This is a genomic window from Nostoc sp. (genome assembly GCF_036919495.1).
In the GTDB taxonomy this organism is placed as follows: Bacteria; Cyanobacteriota; Cyanobacteriia; order Cyanobacteriales; family Nostocaceae; genus Nostoc.
The window spans coordinates 17,659-40,514 of the sequence record NZ_JBALBZ010000128.1 but is presented as its reverse complement, the minus strand read 5'-3'; the positions used below and the strand labels follow the sequence as shown (position 1 = coordinate 40,514).

Below are 22,856 nucleotides of genomic sequence, written 5' to 3'. Positions count from 1 at the left end.
AGGTTTACGCCAACTGGATATTTTAATAGAATAATCTCATCAAAAGATTCGCAGAAACATAAATGGACTGGATTACACTACTGCGATCGCTACAGTCTGATTTTATTAAAAGGTTAACATCTGGTTCTCTGCTTCATTGTGAAACAGAAGGTCAATATAGTGAATTAACTATAATCTCTGGAGAGAGATTAAAGGCACTACGGGAATTTTGCTGGCTGATGGCTGAGAAATATAAGCGTGTTTCGCCAGTCCGTGATGTTTTTCTTAGCTATCTTAAAGGGAAGTTGGGTGAGGAAGTTGTCAAAGAACGTTTAGCTGATTTTATTACCGAAGTCGATTATGAAAAGCGATTCGGCGGCGATGGCAATATAGATTTTACCTTGACTTCTGACCCATCTATTGGTATCGAAGTGAAATCTCGTCACGGTAGTATTGATAGAGTTAGATGGTCAATTAGTTCTGAAGAGGTTGAAAAAAATGCAGTTGTAGTTTGCATTTTGATTCAAGAAGATGTAAGTGAAGCACAATCTGAATATCACCTTTTTTTGGCTGGCTTTCTCCCAACCCGGATGATCAAGTTGAAGACTGGTAAAATATCATTTGGGATTGAACAATTACTGTATGGTGGTGGTTTATGGTGTTATCTAGAACAGTTACAATCTTCTATAAATAATTATTCTAGGCAACAACTACCAATTTACAAATATCTGCCAAAGCAAGAAATTGTATCTAAGCCAACTATTAATCAGTTAAGTAAATCTTATTTTAAACCAGAATATAGTGATGAAAATTTAAATATACTTTATGTAAGATTAGGTGATGAATCTTTTGAGAAAGGAGAATATTCAAATGCGATCGCTAACTATAATCAAGCCTTACAAGTTAAATCTAGTGATGTTGATTTATATTATAAACGAGGTTTAGCTCACTATCAAATAGGAGATTATGAAGCTGCGATCGCAGATTATTCTCAAGCGATTCAGATAAATCTTCATGATGCTAAATCTTACAATAAGCGAGGTTTAGCTCTGTCTCAACTGGGGCGGTTAGAAGAAGCAATTAATGATTATACTCAGGCTATCAGAATTAATCCTAATGTTGCCGTAGCTTATAAAAACCGGGCTGAAGCTCGTTCTCATGTTGGAGATAATCAAGGAGCAATTGAAGATTATACTCAGGCTATTAAAATTAACCCCAATTATGCTGATGCTTATAAAAACCGTGGGATTGCTCGTTATTTATTAGGCTCTCAACCAGGATTTCCCCAAGCAATTAAAATTAATCCTAAAGATGCTATAGCTTATAAAAAACGTGGTAATGCTCGTTCAGATTTAGGAGATTTTGAAGGAGCAATTGAAGATTATACTCAGGCAATACAGATTAATCCTAATTATGCAGATGCTTATTACAACCGTGGTAATGCTCGTTCAGATTTAGGAGATTTTGAAAGAGCAATTGAAGATTATACTCAAGCAATCCAGATTCATTCCAATTATGCAGATGCTTATTACAACCGTGGCAATATCCGCTTAAAAATAGAAGATAAACAGGGAGCAATTGAAGATTTTCAAAAAGCGGCAGACATGTATCGTCAAGAAGGTAAGCTAGAATCGCTCAAAGATACACGAGAAATAATATTAGATTTAGAAATAGAAGAATCATTAGATATTTTAAACTTCTAGAAAATCGATAATTTTGGATAAGTAGCAAATTTTAGTATTATCATGTCCGCATAATTAATTATGATTCCCATAGTGATTGCACCCCAACCCTTAATTCCCTCCCCGATTGCGGGGAGGGGAGACAAAGCGTAGCTTTGGCGGGGTGGGGTTATTTGGGTTTAATGTGTAGCGGCGATTGATAATCGCCAAGGCTAGTAATAAATTACACTAAAAAATTGCTCCAGTCTCTTTCAAATAAACCCGCGTAAATGGTTCATCTTCACCCAAAGTATAATCTTCAATCAATCCTTTGCGACGGATAGAAATGTCGTTGCCTTTTCTAATTACTACAGTCGAACCATCAAACACATCCCGTACCAACATCATTTCAGTTTCGGTGGGATTATCCAAAACTACCATATTACTACTGCGGTAAAACATACCCTCTTCATCTAGAATATCTTCCGCATATTCGGCAATGAGCAAATCAACTTTTGGATGACGCAGCAAAGTTTGGACGTTGCTGTTGTAATTTTTGCTTAATACTTTTTTCGAGCGATTTACAAAAACTGCATCACGACAAACAGCACCTATTGTCCAGTTGGGGTTTTGCAAAAGGATATGGTCAATTGTTGCTTGCAGTTCTTCAACTGAGATTTTATTAAAGGTAATAATTGGTATCCTGGCATCTGTACCCGACTCAAAAAAGGTTTCTAAGATATGAGAAGGCACATCAACGCTTTCACCTTCAGAAGGTTTAAGATGCATCAAAACACCTGGTGCAGCGTTGATTTCCAAGATAGCAAAGTTACTCGATTTCCAAGATTCTGAGAGACTTTTCGTAATGACATCAATACCAAGGCAAGTCAACTGGAAGTGTTGGGCAATATCTTGCGCCAAGATAATATTGTCATCATGAACTGTCTTGGTTGCATCAATGCTCATACCGCCGGCTGAAAGATTAGCAACTTTACGTAGGTAAACAGTACGCCCCTTCTCAATTACGCTGTCCAATGATAAACGCTGTTCCTCTAGGTAGAGTTCCATCGCGTCATCTATCTGAATTTTACTCATCGGCGAGGTAGGCGTGTCTAAACGTGCAGGTTTCCGGTTCTCTAGGCGGATTAATTCTGCAAGCGTTAAATAGCCATCACCAACAACCGATGCTGGACGGCGTTCTGTGGCGGCGACAAACCTGCCATTGACACACAACAAGCGAAAATCTGATCCGGAAATACTTTTCTCAACAATTATCCGAGTTAGCTGATCTTCGGGAATCGCTGCCAGTGCCCTATTATAAGCAGCTTCCAACTCTTTTGAGTCCTGCACGTCAGCCGTAACGCCAATTCCTTTGTGGCCTACCACTGGCTTAACTGCGACTGGGTAGCCAATTTGTCTTGCCGCCGCTAAGGCTTCCTTTTCAGAAAAGACGATATCGCCTTCAGGCACTGGGAAACCCAATGTTTTTAAAAATGCTTTACAGTCGTCTTTGCGGGTGGTAAACTCCGAATCTAGATGACTATCACAATTAAATGTAGTTGCTACCCCCCGGACATGTTTTTTTCCTAAGCCGTATTGCATTAATCCTTCTTCCCACAAATAAAAGGCGGGAATACCTTTTTCGTAGGCTGTTCGCAATAGGGCGTAAACTGTGGGGCCACCATAGACAGAGGCGCGGAATTTATTTTGCAGCCTTACCAACTGTTCATCAAAGGTAAAGTCTTCATCTTGGGTAATAGCTTCAAACCAATCCCAAACAAAATAAGCTACCTCTCTAGTTGTGCGTTCATGTAGTGATTGAACGCTAATCCGCACAAAATCTGGATATGGTTTGACACTCCAACGGTTAAGGTGCAAATCCATATCCAATTTTCCGACTTCGGACACAACTTGGCCAAATAGATGAGCATAAGATTCGTAGCTTTGGCTGCCCAGATGGGGATAGCGATCGCTAATCTTTGCAATATAATCTTCAATGGGCAAAGGCTCTCTAGAGTCAACTAGAGCGAAGTCAAATACTAACGCCCCTATATCTAAATAGGGGTTCGGCCCAAGATAATGCTTGAAGTTGAAAATATCGAATACATCCGTTCTTCTAGCATTAATGCGGACTAAATCACTGCTTTTTTGTAGAACCATTGATTACGAACCTTTGGCTAAAACACCCTGAAATTTAAATGCTGAGTTCTGGTTACTCAGACTTAATTGATTGTAAATTGATTCACATTAATTTTTGAGAGTGATGGCAATAGCCATTGATCTAATCAGAACCTACACTAAACCTATTAGTAAGCATTTTCAACTATCTCAAGGCATAATTAAATCCCCCTACCTCAGCAAAGAAAAAATTACAGTCAATTCATCCTTATGAATAGTCAAATATATAACCTTTGAAAGGTGCAACACCCAGCCAATAATTGTATAAATAAATATGCGGTATTCAAAAGACAGCAAAGTATGAATAGCACACAAGCTGCTCTAAGAGACGAGATTCGAGAACTTGCTGAGGAAGCTTTTCACCAAAAGCTGATCTCTGGGCATGGTGATGGCCCGGATATGAATGAGTATCAAATTGTCTACCAAGGCAAACCCAGGCATCTGCCATTAGAACAAGCACGTTTTTTCTTAACTAACTTGCTTTACAGAAGTCGCATTCATTAAGACTTACCATTTAGATATCTAATTGCATCCAGCGAGAGTTAATACCAATTTTTTAAAATTGCACGATAAATTTCCAATCGGCAATTAGCAACGCCTCTAGAAAATCACTCTAGAGGCAGTTGTTGCTGTGGGTTTTATTAAGTCAACGAACGTTAATCAGGATAGCTATTTTCTTATGTAATTTTTGGCAAGAAGCTTTTGGTTTGCTGCGATGTCTAAGGACAAGCGGCTTCTCTACGACGAGACGCTACGCGAATATCCATACTACCTTCTATCAGGTGATCTACCAAAGGGATGATTTGATAGTTGGAATTGTCATGGTTTAGTAAAATTTATTAACTCAAATCAGGGGACATCATGGTACAAACTAATTTTAAAGGGCAACTGGTAATTATTGGGGGAGCCGAAGACAAGGAAGGGGATTGCCAAATTCTCCGGGACTTTGTGCGACGCGCTGGGGGTACAAAGGCGTATATTGTAATTATGACGGCGGCGACAGAATTACCTAGAGAAGTAGGAGAAAATTATATTAGAGTATTTGAGCGACTGGGAGCCGAAAATGCTCGCATTATTGATACAGAAAGCCGTGAAGATGCATCCTCATCTACTGCATTGGAAGCAATTAATAAAGCAACTGGGATATTTTTTACTGGGGGAGATCAAGCTCGCATCACCAGTATCCTCAAGGACACCGAAATAGATACGGCGATTCATCAACGGTTCTCTGAAGGTGTTGTTGTTGGAGGCACAAGCGCCGGAGCTGCCGTGATGCCAGACGTAATGATTGTGGAAGGCGACTCAGAAACACATCCTCGGATTGAAACTGTTGAAATGGGCCCCGGTCTTGGTTTTCTCCCAGGAGTCGTAATTGACCAACATTTTTCCCAGCGTGGACGCTTGGGACGCTTAATTTCAGCTTTGATACTACAGCCTGCTGTTTTGGGATTTGGTATTGACGAGAATACCGCTATGGTCGTGACAGATAACCAAATTGAAATTATTGGTCAAGGTGCGGTTACGATCGTTGATGAATCAGAGGCTACATACAACAATATGAGCGAAATTTTGAAAGATGAGTCTTTGGCGATTTGCGGGGCAAAGCTTCATATTTTGCCACATGGCTTCAAATTTGACTTGAAAACCCGCCAGCCTATCCTAAATAATGGCTCTGTGGCAAATATGCCTGTAGCTGTTGGTTGAATCAATACCTAACTTTTACCAGGTGTGTTTAAATTGAGTCGATAGTTAATACTTGTAGATTAGTGACATTTATTTCTTGAATATCCTCCCAAGTACTCTTAGAAAGAGCGGACATAGCCCCGCATTTTCATGAGGAAAGGGGGGATTTATTATTAATAAGCGATCGCAGTCTTAATCATAATAAAAAGTATTGATTTATACTTTATATTAATTTACATACTCCACAAATGCATCCTGATGAAAGATACCTTGTGGTTTTGGGAACACTAAATTTAGCATCAGAGTTAACAGGAAAGGCCTGATGTCTAAAGGCGAATGGAATAACAAATTATAAAAATACAGTTCCCCTGCAATTACCTATAACATACTTAAAATCAGTGAAGCGTAATACAATTACCCATGAATTTGACTCTGGTTCACAAGCAGAAATACTACCTATAGAGGAAAGTGACGACATATCGAAAGCATCCAAGCTACTAAGGCAAGGAATTCAACAACAGCAAGCTGGTGAATTAATAGGGGCTTTGAAGTCCTTACAACAATCCTTGGCGCTGTTTCAGTCCGTTGGGGATTTGCAAAAACAGGCACAGGCACTTTCTTTTTTAGGATTGGTAACTTACACAGCTGGAGACTACAAAGGTGCTATCTCTTACTCCGAACAGTGTTTATCTTTGGCCAAGAACTCCTCAGATTTTGTAGTGCAAATGCAAGCACTTTCCCATTTAGGGAATGCATACCGTCATCTAAATGACTATAACAAGGCTATTGAATTTTTGGAAAAGTGTTTAAAAATAACGCAACACCTGCAAGACAAACGTAGTCAAGTAGCAGCACTGAATAATTTAGGATTGGTATATAAAGCTTCCGGTAACTTTATGCAGGCAATTGAGTATCAGCAGCAAAGCCTAGAAATTGTCCGGGAACTCAAAGATAACTGGGGCGAAGAACAGGTACTCAAGAATTTGGGTAATGCTTGGTATGCTTTGGACAATTACCCAAAAGCGATCGCCTATTATGAGCAGTGTGTAATACTAGCACGCTCCTTAAAACATGTTCGCAGTGCTTCTCAGGTGCTAAAGAATTTAGGGAATGCTTGTTATGCCTTAGGTGATTATGCTAAAGCCATCAAGTATTATGAAGAACGGTTGCAATTAGCTAGAGAAATTCAAGACAAGCGTAGCGAGGAACAGTCTTTAGGTAACTTAGGAGTTGCTTGTGAAGCTTTGGGTGACTATAACAAAGCCATTAAGTATTATGAAGAACGTTTGCTGTTAGCTAGAAGTATCAAAGATCGGCGCAGTGAAGAAGAAGCTCTTGATCGTCTGAAAGCTGCTTGCTACGCCTTGGGTGATTATGCCAAAGCTATGCAATACCAGCAAGGAACATCTTCAAATAATTTGTAATACTCGCCTTTGGTGAGCAAGCTACGTAATTCGTAATGGGGATTTAGAAAAAGCCATAAAACCTGTTAATGCCTAGCTCTCTTGACAAAAACGCCCAAAAATCGTTAAAAAACAGGAGAGGGAAAGAAATAATCAAGAGTTAATAATATAAAATTACTCGCATAGGTCAATTTATCCCATTGTCTTTTGTTGCTGGAGATCCGCGAGAACTTCTAATATATCTACTTGGGGAAATTCGGTGTAAAAATTACTTACACTCAAAAAGGGTTCCGGTGTTTGCAAGATAATGGTGCGATCGCCCCACTGTTCTAACCAGGGTAGTAATGTTTGTGGCGCTACTGGCGTACATAGCCAAACTGCTGCTGGAGAAAGCGTTTTGAGAGCAGTTGCCGCTACCGCTATTGTCATACCTGTAGCAATGCCATCATCAACTAAGATGAGCGTAGCATTCTCTACATTCACCTGCGGACAAGCAGGAATTAATAAAGCCTCAAGAGACTTAGCAAGGTTTATCGCTTTATTTAAAGCTACTTCTCGCCACCGCGCATCATGTTTAAGGTGAAATAGCTTTTTATCAGTCCAAAGAACATTTCCAAAAGTAGTCACTGCACCAATTGCTAACTCTGGGTTTTCTGGATGACTAATCTTTTTCGCCACAACAATTGTCAACGGACAATCCAAAAGACGTGCTATTGGTGCCGCTACTGGTACACCCCCTCTTGGCAAAGCATAAACAATTGGTACAGGCTTTACCCCAGAATCAATAGTTTGCTGAGTCAAAACATGATGAATCACTCGCGCCAATTCCTCACCTGCATCGGTGCGATCGGCGAAAAGCGGGGTATGTGACATGGTTTCCCCCAACATCTTAGGACGGTACTGCTTTTATCATGACTGAATTTTGTCTCAAATTAACTGATACAATAAGATTTGTATAAATAATTAAGTATTCAGCAAAAGTCTATTGATTCTGATAAATCTCAAACCAGAGCAGTATTTAACTCAGATAAGACAGATGGTGCTGATGCCAAAATTCTAATTTTCATGAGCAGCGAAACCCAACTCAGCCTCTTCGACGACTCAACCCTTAACCAACGAGAACTGATTCCCACAGACGCTAAAATTGCGATCGCTCCGGGAACTTATTCTGACATAACTGAGTTGGCACAGCATTGCAATAGCTGCCACCGTTGTGCATTGGGAGACACTCGGACTCATGCTGTTGTCGGACGCGGTAATCTCAAAGCCCCAATTATGGTTATAGGGGAAGCGCCTGGTCAAAATGAGGACGAAACCGGTTTACCATTTGTAGGCAGATCAGGGCAGTTGCTAGAGAAAATTCTCGCATCCGTGAATCTGACTACTGAGGATGATGTATACATTGCCAATATCAATAAATGTCGCCCACCAGATAATAGAGTTCCTACTCCAACAGAAGTGGCGGCTTGTCTACCCTATTTACTAGAACAAATTCGCCTAGTTGACCCCAAAATAATCCTGTTAACAGGTGCAACTGCTGTCAAAGGCATCACAGGCGATAAGCGGGGAATTACGAAAATTCGCGGACAGTGGCTAGAGTGGGAAGGACGTTTATGTATGCCAATTTTTCATCCTTCCTACTTGCTGCGTAATCCTTCTAAAGAAAGAGGTGCGCCGAAATGGTTGATGTGGCAGGATATCCAGGCAGTGCGTGCCAAGTTAGATGAAATCCAAAATAATGATTAACCTCTCGAAAACCAATTCCTCTCCAATATCTGATCTCTGTGTTCTCTGTGCCTCTGCGGTTCAATAAATTACTTATTAACCACTCCAAACGCAGAGGAACCAAAGAGAGAAAGAAAGATTTTACAAGTCCTTAGCAGTCTTTTTCAATTTTTGCCATCTTTCTCGCAGTCGCTTCAAGTTAGGAGTATGACCACCATAACGCCAACTAACATAGGCTTGGCTAATCTCATCTATTACCTCAGCAGTTGCTGGGGCATGATGCTGATATGATCCTTTGGCATACTCTAAAGGTGTTTGGGCTGGATGTTTGCCTAAACCTTTTTGAGTTGTCCATTGCAGCATTTGTTGATAAAGGCTCTCCATTGCTGGCAATTTGTTTAACCATCGACGGTTACGCCACTTTCGCCACTGACTCCAACCCAGCCAACCGAAGAAAGCTGCTGTAGTTGCCAAGATTAAGCCAGTCAATACGCCAAACCAACCTTGAGAGAATAAAGCTAAAAACCAAGCGATCGCTCTAATCACCCACTTAAATATTGTCTCAAATACATTATTCAACAAACCTGTCACTGGAGAAGGCAACCATCCAGCAACCCAATGCCACAACTGACGCAACACACTAAAAGTTTGAGTATCTTCCACTGATGGAGGTATGAGGGGATGATTGGGAATCGGGTCAAAGGCAAACCACCCATATTTAGGAAAATATACTTCCGTCATCGCATAAGCATCAGTATTACGGACAACATATAGCCCTGTAAATGGATTAAATTCTCCTGCACTAAACCCTGCTACCAACCGTGCTGGGATGCCAATGGAACGCAACATTACCGTCAGAACTGTTGAGAAGTGGTCTGGATAACCGCCTTTATATTTGAATAAAAAAGCTTCTACTAAGTCATCTTTTTCTCCCAAATAAGGCAAATCTAAGGGATTTTGGGGAAGAGAGTAACGTTGCTTTAAATATTGAGCTAAGTAGAGAGCCTTTTCATACGCTGAATTTAGGCTTTTAGAAGACTTTGTTACCCCTTCTTGATTGTAGTTAGCGAGAATTTCTTCGGTACGTTGCCGGACTTTTTCGGCAATTTCGGGAGGAATTTGCAGATAATGCTTTTTAATATCTTGTGGATATTTAGTAGAAGCTTCACCTAATTTAGTGCGATCGCGGTATGGTACTTCAGACACTACTGTGTAGGTGAGTCCTTCTGATAATTCCACAGGCGATCGCAATCCGTCTTCCTTATCAACAGCGATCATTGGTGTGGGAAAGTAAATCTCTTTAGGATAAGCCATCGCCGGAATTAGGTTAGGCAAATCCGCTACCACTGTATAAGTTTGTACTATCTCTTGGGTTTTACCAGTAATTAGAGGTCGATTCAGAAAAATTTGGTAAGACCAAGGCGATCGCTTGATGGTTGTAACATCTTCATTACGAGAAACTTCCCATCCCTTACCCGTGTAACGGTCAAATCCTAGAACTCGCCAAAAACCCTCAGCTTGCGATCGCACCCGCATCACAATTTGAGGTTTCATCTCGCCCCGCAGATTTTGGTTAATTTGGCTATTAAAACCGTAATAAAAGTTATTATCTACTTTGCCTGGTTGACCATTTTGATTTTGTCCCGTACCACTGCCTTGATTATCACCTTTACCTTGGCGGACATAACCGGGATTAATGATACTACGTCCGGTGAAATTACCTTTTATTGGAATCGCAGAACTTACAGGAAAGTTCCGTAACTGATAGCCAGGAAATCTGGGTAAAACAGCAAAAATTGCCAGTCCCAGACCGACAATTAGGAAGAAATTTAGAATTAAAAATTTAAAATTAAGAGTTGAGGAATTCTTCTGATTGAATTTTTCATTTTGAGTTTTTAATGGCTGTAAACCCAAGCGGGAGCGATAATCTAATACTAAAGTTGGGAGAGCGATCGCTAAAAATAACAGCAGCACAGGTGCAAATGCTAAAGTCTGGCTTAACGTTGCCGCCACACCTAATAAAATCAGTCCTATAACAATCGAATAGCCCAAATTTTTCCGACGGGGTGTATCAAAGCTATGTAACACCTGGAGTTGAATTAATAACTCTGCCAAACCCAACCGTGTATCATTCAACTCTCCCACTAATCGCCCAAAGAAAGCACCCAGTGCCACTAACATTCCGATGGCGATACAAAACTTAACTGCAATATTGCGATCGCGGCGACGATAGTAACTCCAAATCGCACCCAATAAACTCAAGGGTAACGCCCAAAAACTGAATGAAGTTTCGGCGGCGATATCCGTTGCCACAATTCCCAAAACAACCAACGCTAGCACCAGCACCCGCAAGGAAATTGAATCTTCTACTTCTATTAAAGGCGATCGCTGCGGATTTTGCCCCCAGAAATTACCTACAGGGACACGCCAAAACCGATTCATCCTGGATAAGTTGAGCATTTCGAGTCTAAGTATAAATGCCACGGAAACAATGCTGAGGACGAAACTGTTCGCCCTACTTTAAGTATTCCCGTTACAGGAAGCTTTCTTATCCTGTCTATAGGGACTTCCAAGAAATAAATTAATCTTGTGATGTGTTTGCCTATGGGCAGGAGACGCCCACCCCACAAGAAGTAGTTGAGTATTTTTTATTTGGAAGCCCATTAAGCATCTATCTTGGATTTCTCACAAAGAAAGATTTAAAGCACTAGTAGTCTGTCAATAAATAATTGATGGATAAATTTCCTGTAGAGACAGCGATTTATCGCGTCTCTTTAACCGTCAAAATGAATTTGACAGACTACTAGCCCAAAATGCTTGATAGAGAAGCAATATTTCGCGTCTCTACTTAATTTGTACAGTGCGTAAGTCCTAAAGTATTTCTTTCTTCTCTCTGCGTTCTCTGCGCCTCTGCGGCAGCTTGCGGCAAGCCGCTCCGCGTCTACGTCAAAAAAATAGACTTAACCCAAGCGCATTACTATCTAACGCTACCGCGAACTGTAACGCCAAGCCTGAACATAATTTTGTATAAAAAAACAACCCAACCGAATAAATTCGTTGTGAAAAATTGGTGGCTTGGCAAAATACAGGCGAGTTGAAATCAGCACAACACAAGAAACTAACTCATTCCCCAGGCTTTGCTAATAACAGAGTGGACTGACGAGTACCCACAAAAAATCACTTATGGGGTAGAAGGTAAGTCTACTCCCCCTGGTTAGTTATAACCACGCTTTAAGTATAAGTAAGCACCCTGTTGCTAGTAGTATCTAGAGACAGAAAAAGCCCCAAGGCAACAGCTAGGCAATAGTTACCTTAAGATATTCAGCATTACGTACTAGCGGTGGCAATTAAGGTTACACAGTGGGATTAATCACAAACAAAAGCGACTGTTCGTCTACTTCTGGAAACTCAACTTCCAGTGTATAAGTTGGGTTAAGTTGCTCGCAGCCTAACTCTACACTTAAGTATCCCGGAGTTGAAGATGTTGCCATTGCTAAAGTTCCACTTGTGCGAAGTGTCAAAGTTCCTTTAACAGGTAACTCAGCCTCAACAAGTAACTTCGTAAGTTTACCTACAGACTGATACTCTACTTTGATATTCAAATTACCGACAGTGGTTAGCCATTGTCTTTCCACCACTGGACTAGCTGCTGAAAGTGGTAGAGTCAGATTTTCCAGCAGTTGTTTAGCTGCCAGCAACGACAAAGCCATTTGTTGACGCGGTTGTAAATCTGAATAATCGCTCTGAATATTGGGCATATCCAAAGTACTTACAGACCTATAAGTGCTTCTTAGCACCAATCCCGCGATATCATTTAGTGCTTGAGACTCGTTGGGAAAAAAGTTCTCCACCACTTGAACTAATTTTGCTCCCAGAGGCACCGAAGATGTCACCATTGATTGACATTTTTCCAGCAATTGCTGAAAAACTCTCTCCGGTAAAGGACGCGGTAGGTTTAGCTTCGATTGTTGTACCATCCATCCCCAGGTAGGAACGAGCGTCATTGACGGCTCATCAACACAATCGGGATAGTCGATTAATTGTGTTTCCCAAGGAAATAAAGGTGGGTGGTCTTGGGCTTGGATTTGTAAGCGATGCTTAAGGACAGCTTGGAAACGATCTTGCACAGTAGGAATTTCTCCCAATTGAAAGGTCTGGGGCGTTCCTCCCAATTTTGGCTCACTGCTTTTTGAAGCAGTGGCTTCATTGTGGAGGTTTTTTACCCCGTCATTTTCCTGACATTCCACAGATTGGTTGTTATTTTTGACATCATCTGTCAATAACCAACCGAGACACTGAGATTGTAAGGATTCTGAGTCACTATTCATGAGTAGATGCACCTGATCCGGACACTAATGAGTTACGAATTTCCCAAGCTTGCTCAAGAATCTTAAACCATCGTTTTTGAAGTTGTGCCATTGACAGCCCTAAAGTTTTTGCGATTTTTTCATCGGCTTGTCCTTGTTGCTTCAACTCTAGTAAAGATCGTTGCTTATTGTCCAGTTGTGCTGTGTATACTTGCCATTGTTGGGGAGTTAAGCCCAAATTGGTGTGTAAAGAAGCTTCTAGCCACTCGTGAACTAATTCCCAACGATGTAACAAGGCAAACCGAATCAAATGGTACTTGAAGCGCTGTTGTAAGTAATCTCTCTGACGAGGGGTTAAACCTAAAATTGACTCAATTTCCTGTGCTGATAAATCCTGGAGGCGGAGAGAAAAGTAATCAGCACAGTCAGATTGTTGCCGTTCTTCGAGATAATTCATTAATTCTGTAACTACAACCGAACGCAAGGTATCTTCTTCAGGTTCGGGTTCGGCTTGCGTTGCCATTGTCGAGCGTAATTGATGCACTGCTGGTTCTTCCCAACAACCATCGCCTTCATTATTGCTGCCTTCTGCGGCTTGTTCTATATCTACACTGGTTTCTGGGGGCTGCTGTTGAGAAAAAGTTTGCGCCCGTAAGATAATTAGCTGTTGCTGACGGCCTGGTAAGGGAATGCGTCGCTTGCCGTAGCGCTCGGTAAATGCCATGTATTCGGACAATTCTAGAAGCGTCTGAGGGCGATAAGTAGCACCAAGTTGATTTTCTCGCCGGAAAGCGTTCAATGCCTCCAGATAAAAACTCTGTAAGAAATCTTCAATTATAGTCAGTCGCCCTTGATAACTCAATTGCTTCTGAGGCGGGTTAATGTATCGATAAATAATTGCACTCAATGTACTGTGTAATTCTACCCTGCCCCGATTTGAACCCAACTGATAGTACCTAAGACACTGTTGTAGCCGATGCCGAGCTAGGGTCATCGCCGAGCTTTCTACAGATCCAGAAGCTTGGATACGTTTGCTTTCCTGGCAAATCCGATAGACTTCGGTGGTAATACGTCTTGCTACATCGTGGCAATTCTGTTCCGAAGCTTTGGTTGATTGTTGAAACTCCCTGGACAGGAGTTGAAAGATCACCTCCACGCCTTTAGAATTTTCTCCCAGAATATTTGCAGATGGAATAGTTGCGGTTGCGGCTGAATTCATAGTCTCGGTTTTCAAAAGACCCTAAGTATTTAAATACAACCTGTACGACTGTGGGTATTGGCTTTTTCGGTTTTACGTATAAGCTAAACGCAGACCAATCCTATATTGAGAATATGGCTGATTTTATTATTCCCAACTTCGATGGGATTGTTCACATTTTGATAGATGTTATTACCATTACCCAGAAGCCGTATACAAGTCATTATGGATTTAGAAGCACAAATTCAATTGCTGATTGACAATGCACCCCGCGATGGTATGACACCAAATTTGATTGCAGCAATTGCTCCTGCCCTTAGAACGATCGCTCAAAAATTACGTCACTCCCAGTACTATATTCTCCAAAATTCGGAGGAAAGCTGGGTTTTAACTACATTGAGCAATCTTACTAATCCAGGACTGGAAAAGCGCGTTGTTTACGCTTTTCCTACCATACAGGATGTCTCTCTAATTTCCCCTGCTGGGCTTGACCCTCAAATGCTAGCTAAAATTATCCCTGTCACCCATATTTTGTTCCAATTGGTGGCATTGGAACCCGTAGATAGTATCGTTTTTTTGGAGACGCCGGGTAAGACCACCCATACCGTTGAAATTCGACGAACTGAACTAGAAAAACTCATGCAGAAACACTTACGACAGCAGCGATCACCTAAACAGATACCCCCTGATATTGCATAGAAAAAACTTGGATGTGGGATTTTTTAGATACAATCCCACATCCAAAATTTTAAATCTCAAATTTGTTTGAAAAAGTTTTTGATGAAAAATAAATTAATGCCACTTACTAAACTTCTAGTTCTTTAAAGAAGCAAGCGATCGGTTTAATTTTTCGTCTAATCTAAAATTGCTTAACAAACAGTTATCAGTGAACATTTTTCTAAATTTAGCTGACCATTAAGCAAAATTTCTCCACCTAAGAACAGGTGAAAGGTTTCGCTTAGGGTCTCAAGTCCCCTAAAATACCTGTTAACTGGTAAATGATTTAATAAAGGCGGCTCAGTGTGTACTCAGCTATGTTAATCAATGCCTGGTGGGATTCTGAAGGTGGGAGAACTGCAAGATGTTCAATTGCTAGCTTCGCATGGTGAGCAGCTAACTCTCGCGCCTGCTGTATGCCTTGACTATCTTGAATTAGTGCTAGTGCTTGCTCTAAATCCCCCTCTTGAGCAAACTCTCGCTCAATTAGCACTTCCAAAGATGGTTTTTGGGCTAAAGCAAATAAAACGGGTGCAGTCAGATTACCACTTTTAAGATCCGACCCCACTGGTTTACCCAAGGTATCTGTTGTACTGGTGAAATCTAGAATGTCGTCAACAATTTGAAATGCTATACCAAAATGACGCCCGTAGCTATATAGATGCTCAACAGTTTCTCGCGAAACTTCACTGAGTAACCCAGCAGCTTTAGAACTGTTGGCGATTAACGAAGCTGTTTTGTAATAACTCTTCTGGAGGTAAGTTTCAATAGAGATGCTAGTATCAAAACGATTTAGTCCCTGCTGAATCTCCCCAGTAGCCAGATCCATAATGACTTCTGAGAGGAGTTTTACTACCTCCAAATTGTCCAAGTTTGCTAAATACCAGGACGATTGGGCAAAAAGAAAATCCCCTGCTAATATGGCAATGCGATTACCGAACAAACTATGAACGGTAGGAACGCCTCGCCTCACGTCTGATTCATCTACCACATCGTCATGTACTAAGCTAGCTGTGTGAATCATTTCTGTAATCTCAGCTAGGCGGCGATGACGTGGTGTGATGTCTTGTTCTAACATTGTTGCCCGCGATATTAGCAGGACAATTGCTGGTCTGATACGCTTTCCCCCAGCACCGAATAAATGTTCGGCTGCTGCAAACAGAATGGGGTGGCGATTTCCAACTAGCTGTTTTAGGTTATCTGCTAGTAGTCGCAGGTCTGCTTCCACAGGGGTAAACAGGGAGGTGGCTGGGGTCATGGATGGGCGAACTCTGACTTAGGTTACGAAAGTTTACATATCCTACACTCATTTTAAGATAACCCTGTGCCAGCGCAAAGTTTTCATAAGGTAATCCCATTTTCATGAGTCTATAGGTGATACTTAAGGTTAATAGTGTATTTGTCAATAAGCAATTATGCCTGATTTTTGATAACTCAGGTTTAAAAATAACTTCAAACACGAGTTATAAGTAGATGGGAATAAATATCAGCTTAAATTATATCAAGTAGTTTCTCGGTACACCTTTCCCGCCCCAGTTCAAAACATAAATTAAGCAATATTGCCTATTGACAAAATGGATTCAATTTAAATAAGTCACCAACGAGTCAGACTAAATTTATTCAGGACTGAAGTGTAGCTACTCAAAAAATTTCAAATTTAGCAGTCGGATCGGCTCAAAATTTAAGGTCGTTGTGTTACGCTAAAGTATAGGAATTTTAAATTTTTCAGATATTCACACCCGAAAGTAAATCACCTAGTAGTTGATTTTACTGACTCGGTGATGTAGGTCTAAAATAATTAGTCGTAGTTTAAAATTAAGGAAATAATTCCTTTCATTTTTTCTACGATCCGCGAAACTCCTGGTTTGGAGCTATGCGATATCCCTATGGGAAGCCGCTACACGTCTTCAGCGCACGTTGAGCGCAAGCATTGCTCCTTTCACAGCAATGTGATCAAAAATAAAGCAGATCAAGTAGACCGCAAAGAATCATAGTTTTAGATTGCTAAAAAGCAATCTAACTGCTGTGGGATCTATGGTCTGCAAGAAGTCGTATTAGCGAATAAATTATTTCTCTGTAGAGAATTTTATCTCTATAGGTAATTTTACCATTATGAAGCTACAGCCATCAAGATGCACTTGCTTGGCTGAGGTTCTACTAATTTTATGGAATTTTATATTTATTTAGAAAGGTGCTAGTAGAACAATGATTCACGGAAGTATACCTATGATGATTTTTATTTTAGCGTCTGGATATTTGTTCACAGTCTACCTGTTGTTAGCACTGGCAAAGCGAACGGGTACAAAGACTGTTCCGACAAGTTTTCCTTCATCTACCGAAGGAAAACACAAGCAGGAGATATCAGTAAGGACAAAGGTGACTGAAGCAGTTAATAGTCAGTAGGGATTGGGCATGGGGCATTGAAAAAAGGCTCCAGGGGCGGGGTGCTGATTCTTGCTGAGGGGAAAAATTCCCCTTGCTCCCTGCCCCCTTCAATGGAGTTGGGAAATAGCGGTATCAGTGAAGCAAACCTCTTCAACCATTGGGGTATAGCCTAACCACTGCACTCCTGACTGGGAAAACTGTTTCGGACAACCACTAACTGCGAAGCGAGTTGGCACTGGGAGGTGGGTATTTTTTAAGCCTAGTAAGTCTAACTCTTGGGCACAAGCTGCTACGACATGAACAGCTGGGTCAATCAGTTGGACATGGGAGGGGAGGAGCGATCGCAATACTGGTGTAAGGTGGGGATAATGAGTACAACCGTGAACTAAGGTGTCAATTTCCTGCTTTAGTAAAGGCTCTAGGTAGGCTCGTGCTACTTCTGCAGTGTAGGGGTCATGAATCCGGTTTTGCTCGATGAGTGGCACAAACTCTGGACATCCAACTTGCCAAACTTGAACTTCAGGAGCAATTTCGATTATTGCGTGCTTATAAGCATTACTTTTAGCTGTAGCGGGAGTGGCAATTACACCAATCCGCTTTCCTTGTTGCACCGCAGCTTTTGCACCCGGTAGGATTACTCCTAAAATGGGGATGTTGAATTCCTGACGCACGGTTTCTAAGGCTAGGGCAGAACTGGTGTTACAAGCCATAATTACCATTTTTACCTGCTGCTGTTGTAGCCAGGTAATAATTTCACGCGTGAATTGTAAAATTTCTGCTTGGGAACGAATTCCGTAAGGGAGTCGAGCTGTATCCCCAAAGTAAATAATTGATTCATTGGGGAGTTGCCGATATAGTTGTCGCAGTACTGTCAACCCACCCACACCACTGTCAAAGATGCCAATTGGGGCACGTTGGGGTTCTTGATCAGAAAAATTGTCAAGATTCGCTTCAAAGATCGAAGATGAATACACGGGCAAATATAAATTTAGGTTTTGGGATTTAAAATACAGAATTTAGCAGACAATCTACAAATTGACTACTAAATTCTGGATGCCAAAAAAGTCTAAATACCACCTTTTAATAGTAATTTGTACTATATTATCGCTGTAAGTATTTTAAGATGCCACGAGCGATCGCTTCAGCCATCTGATTTTGATACTCTGATGTTCCTAATCTGGGATTGTCTTCTCGACCAGTCATATAACCTGTTTCTACTAAAATCGAGGGCATGGAGTTTTTTCTGAGAACGTAGAATCTGGCTTTGCGGGTTCCCCGGTCTTTGATTGTACTGATGTTCTGGAGGATGGTTTTGCGAACTACTTCAGCCAGAGCATAACCGCTATCGAAATAATATACTTCTAACCCATTAACATCAGGACGATTATCAACCGAATTAGCGTGAATGCTGACAAAGGCAGTTGCATTAACTCGCTGGGCAATTTCTACCCGTCCCTGAAGTTCTACGAAAAAGTCAGCATCCCGTGTGAGTACCGCCTGTACACCATTTTGCTCTAAAATGGCTGCTACCCTTTTACCAATAGGTAGAATTACGTCCTTTTCTAAAAGTCCGCCTAGACCTGGGGCACCTGAGTCTTTTCCACCATGTCCTGGGTCAATCACAACTAGTAATTTCCCTCTAGGAACGGAGGGATGCGGCTGTGGCCGGGAGATAGGACGAGGATTATCTGTGGGGTTTGGGAATTGACTTAGATTTGGAGATGGCAGAGGAGGTAAAGCAATAGGAGGTGTGACGCTAGCAGAGCGTTGTAATTCTAAAGCCAAAAGCTGGTCGCCAACCTGATTGAGTTCCCCAATTTGTACTCCGGCTGCTGGTTGAACCAAGACGACGACAGTATTGGATTCTTGTGGTTGCAGACGAACCCGCAGGATAGGGCTATTAGCATTAAAATTCGGGCCTGTAACTCTGGGAGCTAACCGAGCATTGTTGATGGTGATGCGGAACAGACCAGAAGTTCTATCCCAGCCTCCTGTAGCAGATAAAGCTTGGTCGCCTCTAATCAGCAGTTGTGTGCCATTACCAGCCAATTGCACAGACTGAATGGTAGCAGTTGAGGTGTTACTAGATGGTATTGGGCGTGGACTATTACCTTCAGACAACTGGGCAACGCCACGACTGGGTAGAACTACAAAACCACCAATACTGCTAGTGGTTGCTCGCCAATTTTGACTATTTTCGTCCACCTGTAAAGTTATCCGAACAACAGATGGGCTTGTTTGTAGTTGGCTGAACTGAATGCGATTGACACCATAGCGATTAATCGGCAAATCGCGCTGCCCTAGATTTGGTGATAAAGTAGCGCCAGTAATATCGATGTTAACTGCCCTTTGATCGTTGCTACGATTTACCTGAATCTGAGGATTACCACCATTGGTACGGATGAAAAAACCATCCCCAGTGACTTGTAAGTTCTCAATTTGAGTAACCCTGGCGGCAAGCATTCTGTTTTTAGGCGGATTGACAGGGTTTGCTGTCACCACGTTGTAGATATTTCTTTGGGAGAACACTGGTGGAAATGTTCTCGGTGAAGTCTCTGTTGCTATAGCTTGTTCTTGTTGCCCTCCAGTATTTGAGGGGACATTCTCAGCCACTGGTGTAGGTAATTGTACCATCCAGCGATCGCCAGTTGTGCCAACAAATTGTACTCCCTTGGGGTCAAGAGTATAACCAGGAGTCAGTTCAACGACTATGCGCGTTGTTTGTTCGTCAAACTGCCCAACCCGGATAGCGCGAATTGTACCGCCCACCGGTTGGGTTAGCTGCGGACGCCCAAATGTGGTTCCTGGCAAATCAATTACCAAACGAGTCGGGTTAAAAATTAATTGTGCTTGGGGTTGAACATCCCCCGAAGTATTAATTTCCAGACGATTTTGGTTGGTATCAAAACGCCAAGATTGGAGTCTCGCGGCCATTGCCGGCGACGACAGCATGAAGATAGTTCCAATAGTACTGGATAGTAACCAGTGTAATTTCACAGTCCTTTCTCCTAATTCACATTCATGGAAGCCGTCAACATCTCAACATATTGGCAAATCCTCACACCGTCACCGCGCACACTTGAGTTTTGCGCTGTTATTAAGACACAGCTAATGGCGTAAAATATAGCACGCTCCTCTGATTTTGCCATGCCATGAGCCTATATAAATTTGACTGTCAATTTTAGATTTTAGATTCCTAATTTTAGATTTTTTGATTTTTGGTTCATGGCGGACTAACGCTTTGATACACTAACACTCCTTGTGGTGTGAAATAATTCCATTATCGAAAATTTAAAATTCTCAAGCCCATCCCTTTATTGCTGGGGTTAATCCAAAATCCAAAATCGTTTGACTGAGCGAACGCGAGTGCGTCTCGCAGAGAAGTCGAAGTCCAAAATCCAAAATTGCTTGGCTTGCAAATCATCAGATGGCAATAACAAAGAAGCTACTCCTATCCCGCCGCAAAAATACTTAAATTGTTTAGTACTAAATTGGATAATATTGGTAAAGATTAGATGTATTTGCTCAATAATTTCGACTAAATCACTTATCTTCTCTTTAAATACTGAAGAACGCCACGAGCGATCGCTTCTGCCATTTTATTTTGGTAAGCTGAGGTTCTGAGCCTAGCCATATCCTCTCGACCAGTCATGTAACCCGTTTCCACGAGAATGGAGGGCATAGAACTTTTTCTGAGGACATAAAATCTGGCTCGCCGCACTCCCCTGTCTTTGATAGTACTAATGTTTTGAAGAATGCTACTGCGGACAATGCGAGCTAGATCCAGACCGCTATCGTAATAATATACTTCCAAGCCATTAACATCGGGACGACTCGCACCTGCGGAATTAGCGTGGATGCTAACAAACACATCAGCATTAGCTCGTTCTGCTAATTGCACCCGTCCTGGAAGGGTAACAAAATAGTCAGAATCCCTGGTCATAATAACTTGTACGCCATGTTGCTGCAAAATCTCAGCAAGTCTCTTACCAATAGGCAAGATAACATCCTTTTCGCGTGCCCCCCCAATGCCAAGCGCTCCAGAGTCTTTGCCACCATGTCCGGGGTCAATAATCACTACCACTCGCCCATTGGTAACTCGGCGCAGTGGTTGTGTTAGTGGCTGGGGATTGGGATTGTTTGGGTCTGGGAATGGCCCCCGGTTTGGTGGTGGTAGCCCAGGTAAAGCAAAGCGGGGTCTTCCGGGGAGGGCGACAACTCGCCGAGAACCTTGTACTTGTATTGGAACCAAAAGCTGGTCGCCAATTTGCTGGGGTTGCCCAAGTTGCACTCCGGCTGCTGGTTGAACTAAAACAACAACTGTGTTCGGTTGTTGGGGTTGCAGACGGACTCGAACAATGGGGCTATTGGGAGCAAAAGTCGGGCCTGCAACTCTCTTAGCCAACTTGGCATTGGTAATTGTGACGCGGAATACACCTAAGGAGCTATCCCAGGTTCCAGTGGCAGATAAAGTTTGGTCGCCTCTAATTAGCAGTTGTCTGCCATTATCAGCCAGTTGTACAGACTCAATTGTAGCTGGCGAGTTGTCGGCAGATGGTCTAATGGGAAAGGAGGGTGGTTGTGCCTGATTGTCATAATTATTTCCAGGCAATCTGACAACACGACTAGGTAGAACTACTAATCCACCACTGTTACTATTAGTTGCTTGCCAGTTGGGGCTATTTTTATCTACCCGCAAAGTCAGGCGAACACCAGGAGGTTGTCCTTGTAGTTGGGTGAATTCGACGCGGCTAACACCATGTCTATTAACAGGGATCTTATTCTGTTGCATCAGACGTGGTGATAAAGATGCGTCAGAGATATCCATGAAGATGCTAGCGCGATCGCGGCTGCGAATTACCCGAATCGGAGGATTACCACCACTGGTGCGAATGAACAACCCATCACCTGTTACTTGTAAGTTCTCAATTTGAGTCGTCCCTTTTCTAGTAGTCGCAACCCTTGAAATACCAGGTTGTGGCTCAGAGTCTGGGGTAACAACAGTGTAAGCAGTTCTTGGAGAAGCGGCTACTCGATCGACTTCTGGTCTCGGTAATTGCACCCTCCAGCGATCGCCAGTTGTACCTACAAATTGCACTCGTTTGGGGTCTAAAGTATAGCCAGGAGTCAGTTCGATAACTATACGGGTTGTTTCTCCATCAAACTGCCCAACCCGGATCGAGCGAATTCCACCGCCCACCTGTTGGGTTAGCTGCGGACGCCCAAATGTGGTTCCTGGCAAATCAATTACCAGCCGAGTTGGATTGAAAATTAGTTGTGCCTGGGGTTGAACTGCTCCTACAGTATTAATTTCCAGCCTGTTTTGATTGGCATCAAAGCGCCAAGATTCAAGTCTCGCAGCCATTACCGGCGACGATAGCATGAAGATAGTTCCAATAGTGCTGGGTAGTAACCAATGTAATTTCACAGTCCTTTCTCCTAATTCACGTTCATGGGAGCCGTCAATATCTCAACTCATTGGTAAATCATCACACTGTCACCACCTAAACTTGACCTCTGATGCCTTTTCTGATTTTTTCAGATGGTATAAAGACGCGCTTAAATCAGTTACCAGGTTTCATATTGGGTGTAAATCCCCATGTGAAATTTTCCACCTTTA

At 42.1% G+C, this 22,856-nt stretch carries 15 protein-coding genes and 1 pseudogene; 7 read left to right on the top strand and 9 right to left on the bottom strand.

Annotated features, from left to right (window positions below; translation table 11 throughout):
* The first annotated feature begins 62 nt into the window (after positions 1 to 62).
* Positions 63 to 1,682: a tetratricopeptide repeat protein gene (locus V7K25_RS17390; protein WP_335159783.1), complete on the top strand. Its 1,620-nt coding sequence runs from the start codon at positions 63 to 65 to the stop codon at positions 1,680 to 1,682.
* Positions 1,683 to 1,889: 207 nt separating this feature from the next.
* On the opposite strand, the gene V7K25_RS17385 is transcribed toward V7K25_RS17390, so the two are convergent.
* Positions 1,890 to 3,800 carry an acetate--CoA ligase family protein gene (locus tag V7K25_RS17385; protein ID WP_335159782.1) on the bottom strand — a complete coding sequence of 637 codons (1,911 nt, stop codon included), beginning with the start codon at positions 3,798 to 3,800 and terminating at the stop codon, positions 1,890 to 1,892.
* Positions 3,801 to 4,118: 318 nt separating this feature from the next.
* Between V7K25_RS17385 and V7K25_RS17380 the strand changes: the two genes are divergently transcribed.
* The 3 genes and pseudogenes from V7K25_RS17380 (at position 4,119) to V7K25_RS17370 (ending at position 6,925) form a co-directional block, all read left to right on the top strand.
* The gene (locus V7K25_RS17380) at positions 4,119 to 4,322 is read left to right on the top strand and encodes a hypothetical protein (RefSeq protein WP_229483945.1); all 204 of its coding nucleotides are present in this window, start codon (positions 4,119 to 4,121) and stop codon (positions 4,320 to 4,322) included.
* 357 nt (positions 4,323 to 4,679) lie between these two features.
* The gene (locus V7K25_RS17375; RefSeq protein WP_335159781.1) at positions 4,680 to 5,522 is read left to right on the top strand and encodes a cyanophycinase; all 843 of its coding nucleotides are present in this window, start codon (positions 4,680 to 4,682) and stop codon (positions 5,520 to 5,522) included.
* A 301-nt stretch (positions 5,523 to 5,823) separates the two neighbouring features.
* Positions 5,824 to 6,925, top strand: a pseudogene (locus tag V7K25_RS17370) (tetratricopeptide repeat protein).
* Between the two features lie 171 nt (positions 6,926 to 7,096).
* Here V7K25_RS17370 and V7K25_RS17365 read toward each other — a convergent pair.
* Positions 7,097 to 7,777, bottom strand: a complete 681-nt coding sequence (locus V7K25_RS17365) for a phosphoribosyltransferase (RefSeq protein ID WP_335159779.1) — start codon at positions 7,775 to 7,777, stop codon at positions 7,097 to 7,099.
* A gap of 192 nt (positions 7,778 to 7,969) precedes the next feature.
* Between V7K25_RS17365 and V7K25_RS17360 the strand changes: the two genes are divergently transcribed.
* A complete protein-coding gene (locus V7K25_RS17360; protein WP_335159778.1) occupies positions 7,970 to 8,650 on the top strand; it encodes a uracil-DNA glycosylase in 681 nt (226 codons plus the stop codon).
* 120 nt (positions 8,651 to 8,770) lie between these two features.
* Here the strand turns inward: V7K25_RS17360 and V7K25_RS17355 are convergent, their stop codons facing one another.
* The 3 genes from V7K25_RS17355 to hetZ all read right to left on the bottom strand — a co-directional run bounded on the left by V7K25_RS17355 (position 8,771) and on the right by hetZ (position 14,155).
* The gene (locus tag V7K25_RS17355; RefSeq protein WP_335159844.1) at positions 8,771 to 11,071 is read right to left on the bottom strand and encodes a transglutaminase TgpA family protein; all 2,301 of its coding nucleotides are present in this window, start codon (positions 11,069 to 11,071) and stop codon (positions 8,771 to 8,773) included.
* 911 nt (positions 11,072 to 11,982) lie between these two features.
* Positions 11,983 to 12,957 carry a PatU gene (locus V7K25_RS17350; RefSeq protein WP_335159777.1) on the bottom strand — a complete coding sequence of 325 codons (975 nt, stop codon included), beginning with the start codon at positions 12,955 to 12,957 and terminating at the stop codon, positions 11,983 to 11,985.
* Positions 12,950 to 14,155, bottom strand: a complete 1,206-nt coding sequence (hetZ, locus tag V7K25_RS17345) for a heterocyst differentiation protein HetZ (protein ID WP_229554061.1) — start codon at positions 14,153 to 14,155, stop codon at positions 12,950 to 12,952. The genes V7K25_RS17350 and hetZ overlap by 8 nt, the downstream gene beginning before the upstream one ends.
* A 204-nt stretch (positions 14,156 to 14,359) precedes the next feature.
* Here hetZ and V7K25_RS17340 point away from each other — a divergent pair, with 204 nt between their 5' ends.
* Positions 14,360 to 14,833 (top strand): hypothetical protein, encoded by a 474-nt coding sequence (locus V7K25_RS17340; RefSeq protein ID WP_335159843.1) that lies wholly within the window; start codon positions 14,360 to 14,362, stop codon positions 14,831 to 14,833.
* Positions 14,834 to 15,137: 304 nt separating this feature from the next.
* On the opposite strand, the gene sds is transcribed toward V7K25_RS17340, so the two are convergent.
* On the bottom strand, positions 15,138 to 16,109 hold the full coding sequence (gene sds / locus V7K25_RS17335) for a solanesyl diphosphate synthase (RefSeq protein WP_152588303.1): 972 nt from the start codon (positions 16,107 to 16,109) through the stop codon (positions 15,138 to 15,140).
* 947 nt (positions 16,110 to 17,056) lie between these two features.
* Between sds and V7K25_RS17330 the strand changes: the two genes are divergently transcribed.
* Positions 17,057 to 17,254, top strand: coding sequence for a hypothetical protein (locus tag V7K25_RS17330; protein ID WP_335159776.1), 198 nt, complete (start codon positions 17,057 to 17,059; stop codon positions 17,252 to 17,254).
* A gap of 89 nt (positions 17,255 to 17,343) precedes the next feature.
* Here V7K25_RS17330 and murI read toward each other — a convergent pair whose 3' ends face one another.
* From murI to V7K25_RS17315, 3 genes are all read right to left on the bottom strand, one after another.
* Positions 17,344 to 18,210, bottom strand: coding sequence for a glutamate racemase (murI, locus tag V7K25_RS17325; RefSeq protein ID WP_335159775.1), 867 nt, complete (start codon positions 18,208 to 18,210; stop codon positions 17,344 to 17,346).
* A 127-nt stretch (positions 18,211 to 18,337) separates the two neighbouring features.
* Complete coding sequence (locus V7K25_RS17320) at positions 18,338 to 20,233, bottom strand: N-acetylmuramoyl-L-alanine amidase (RefSeq protein ID WP_335159774.1); 1,896 nt, start codon at positions 20,231 to 20,233, stop codon at positions 18,338 to 18,340.
* Between the two features lie 550 nt (positions 20,234 to 20,783).
* Positions 20,784 to 22,664, bottom strand: coding sequence for an N-acetylmuramoyl-L-alanine amidase (locus V7K25_RS17315; protein WP_335159773.1), 1,881 nt, complete (start codon positions 22,662 to 22,664; stop codon positions 20,784 to 20,786).
* Positions 22,665 to 22,856 lie beyond the last annotated feature (192 nt).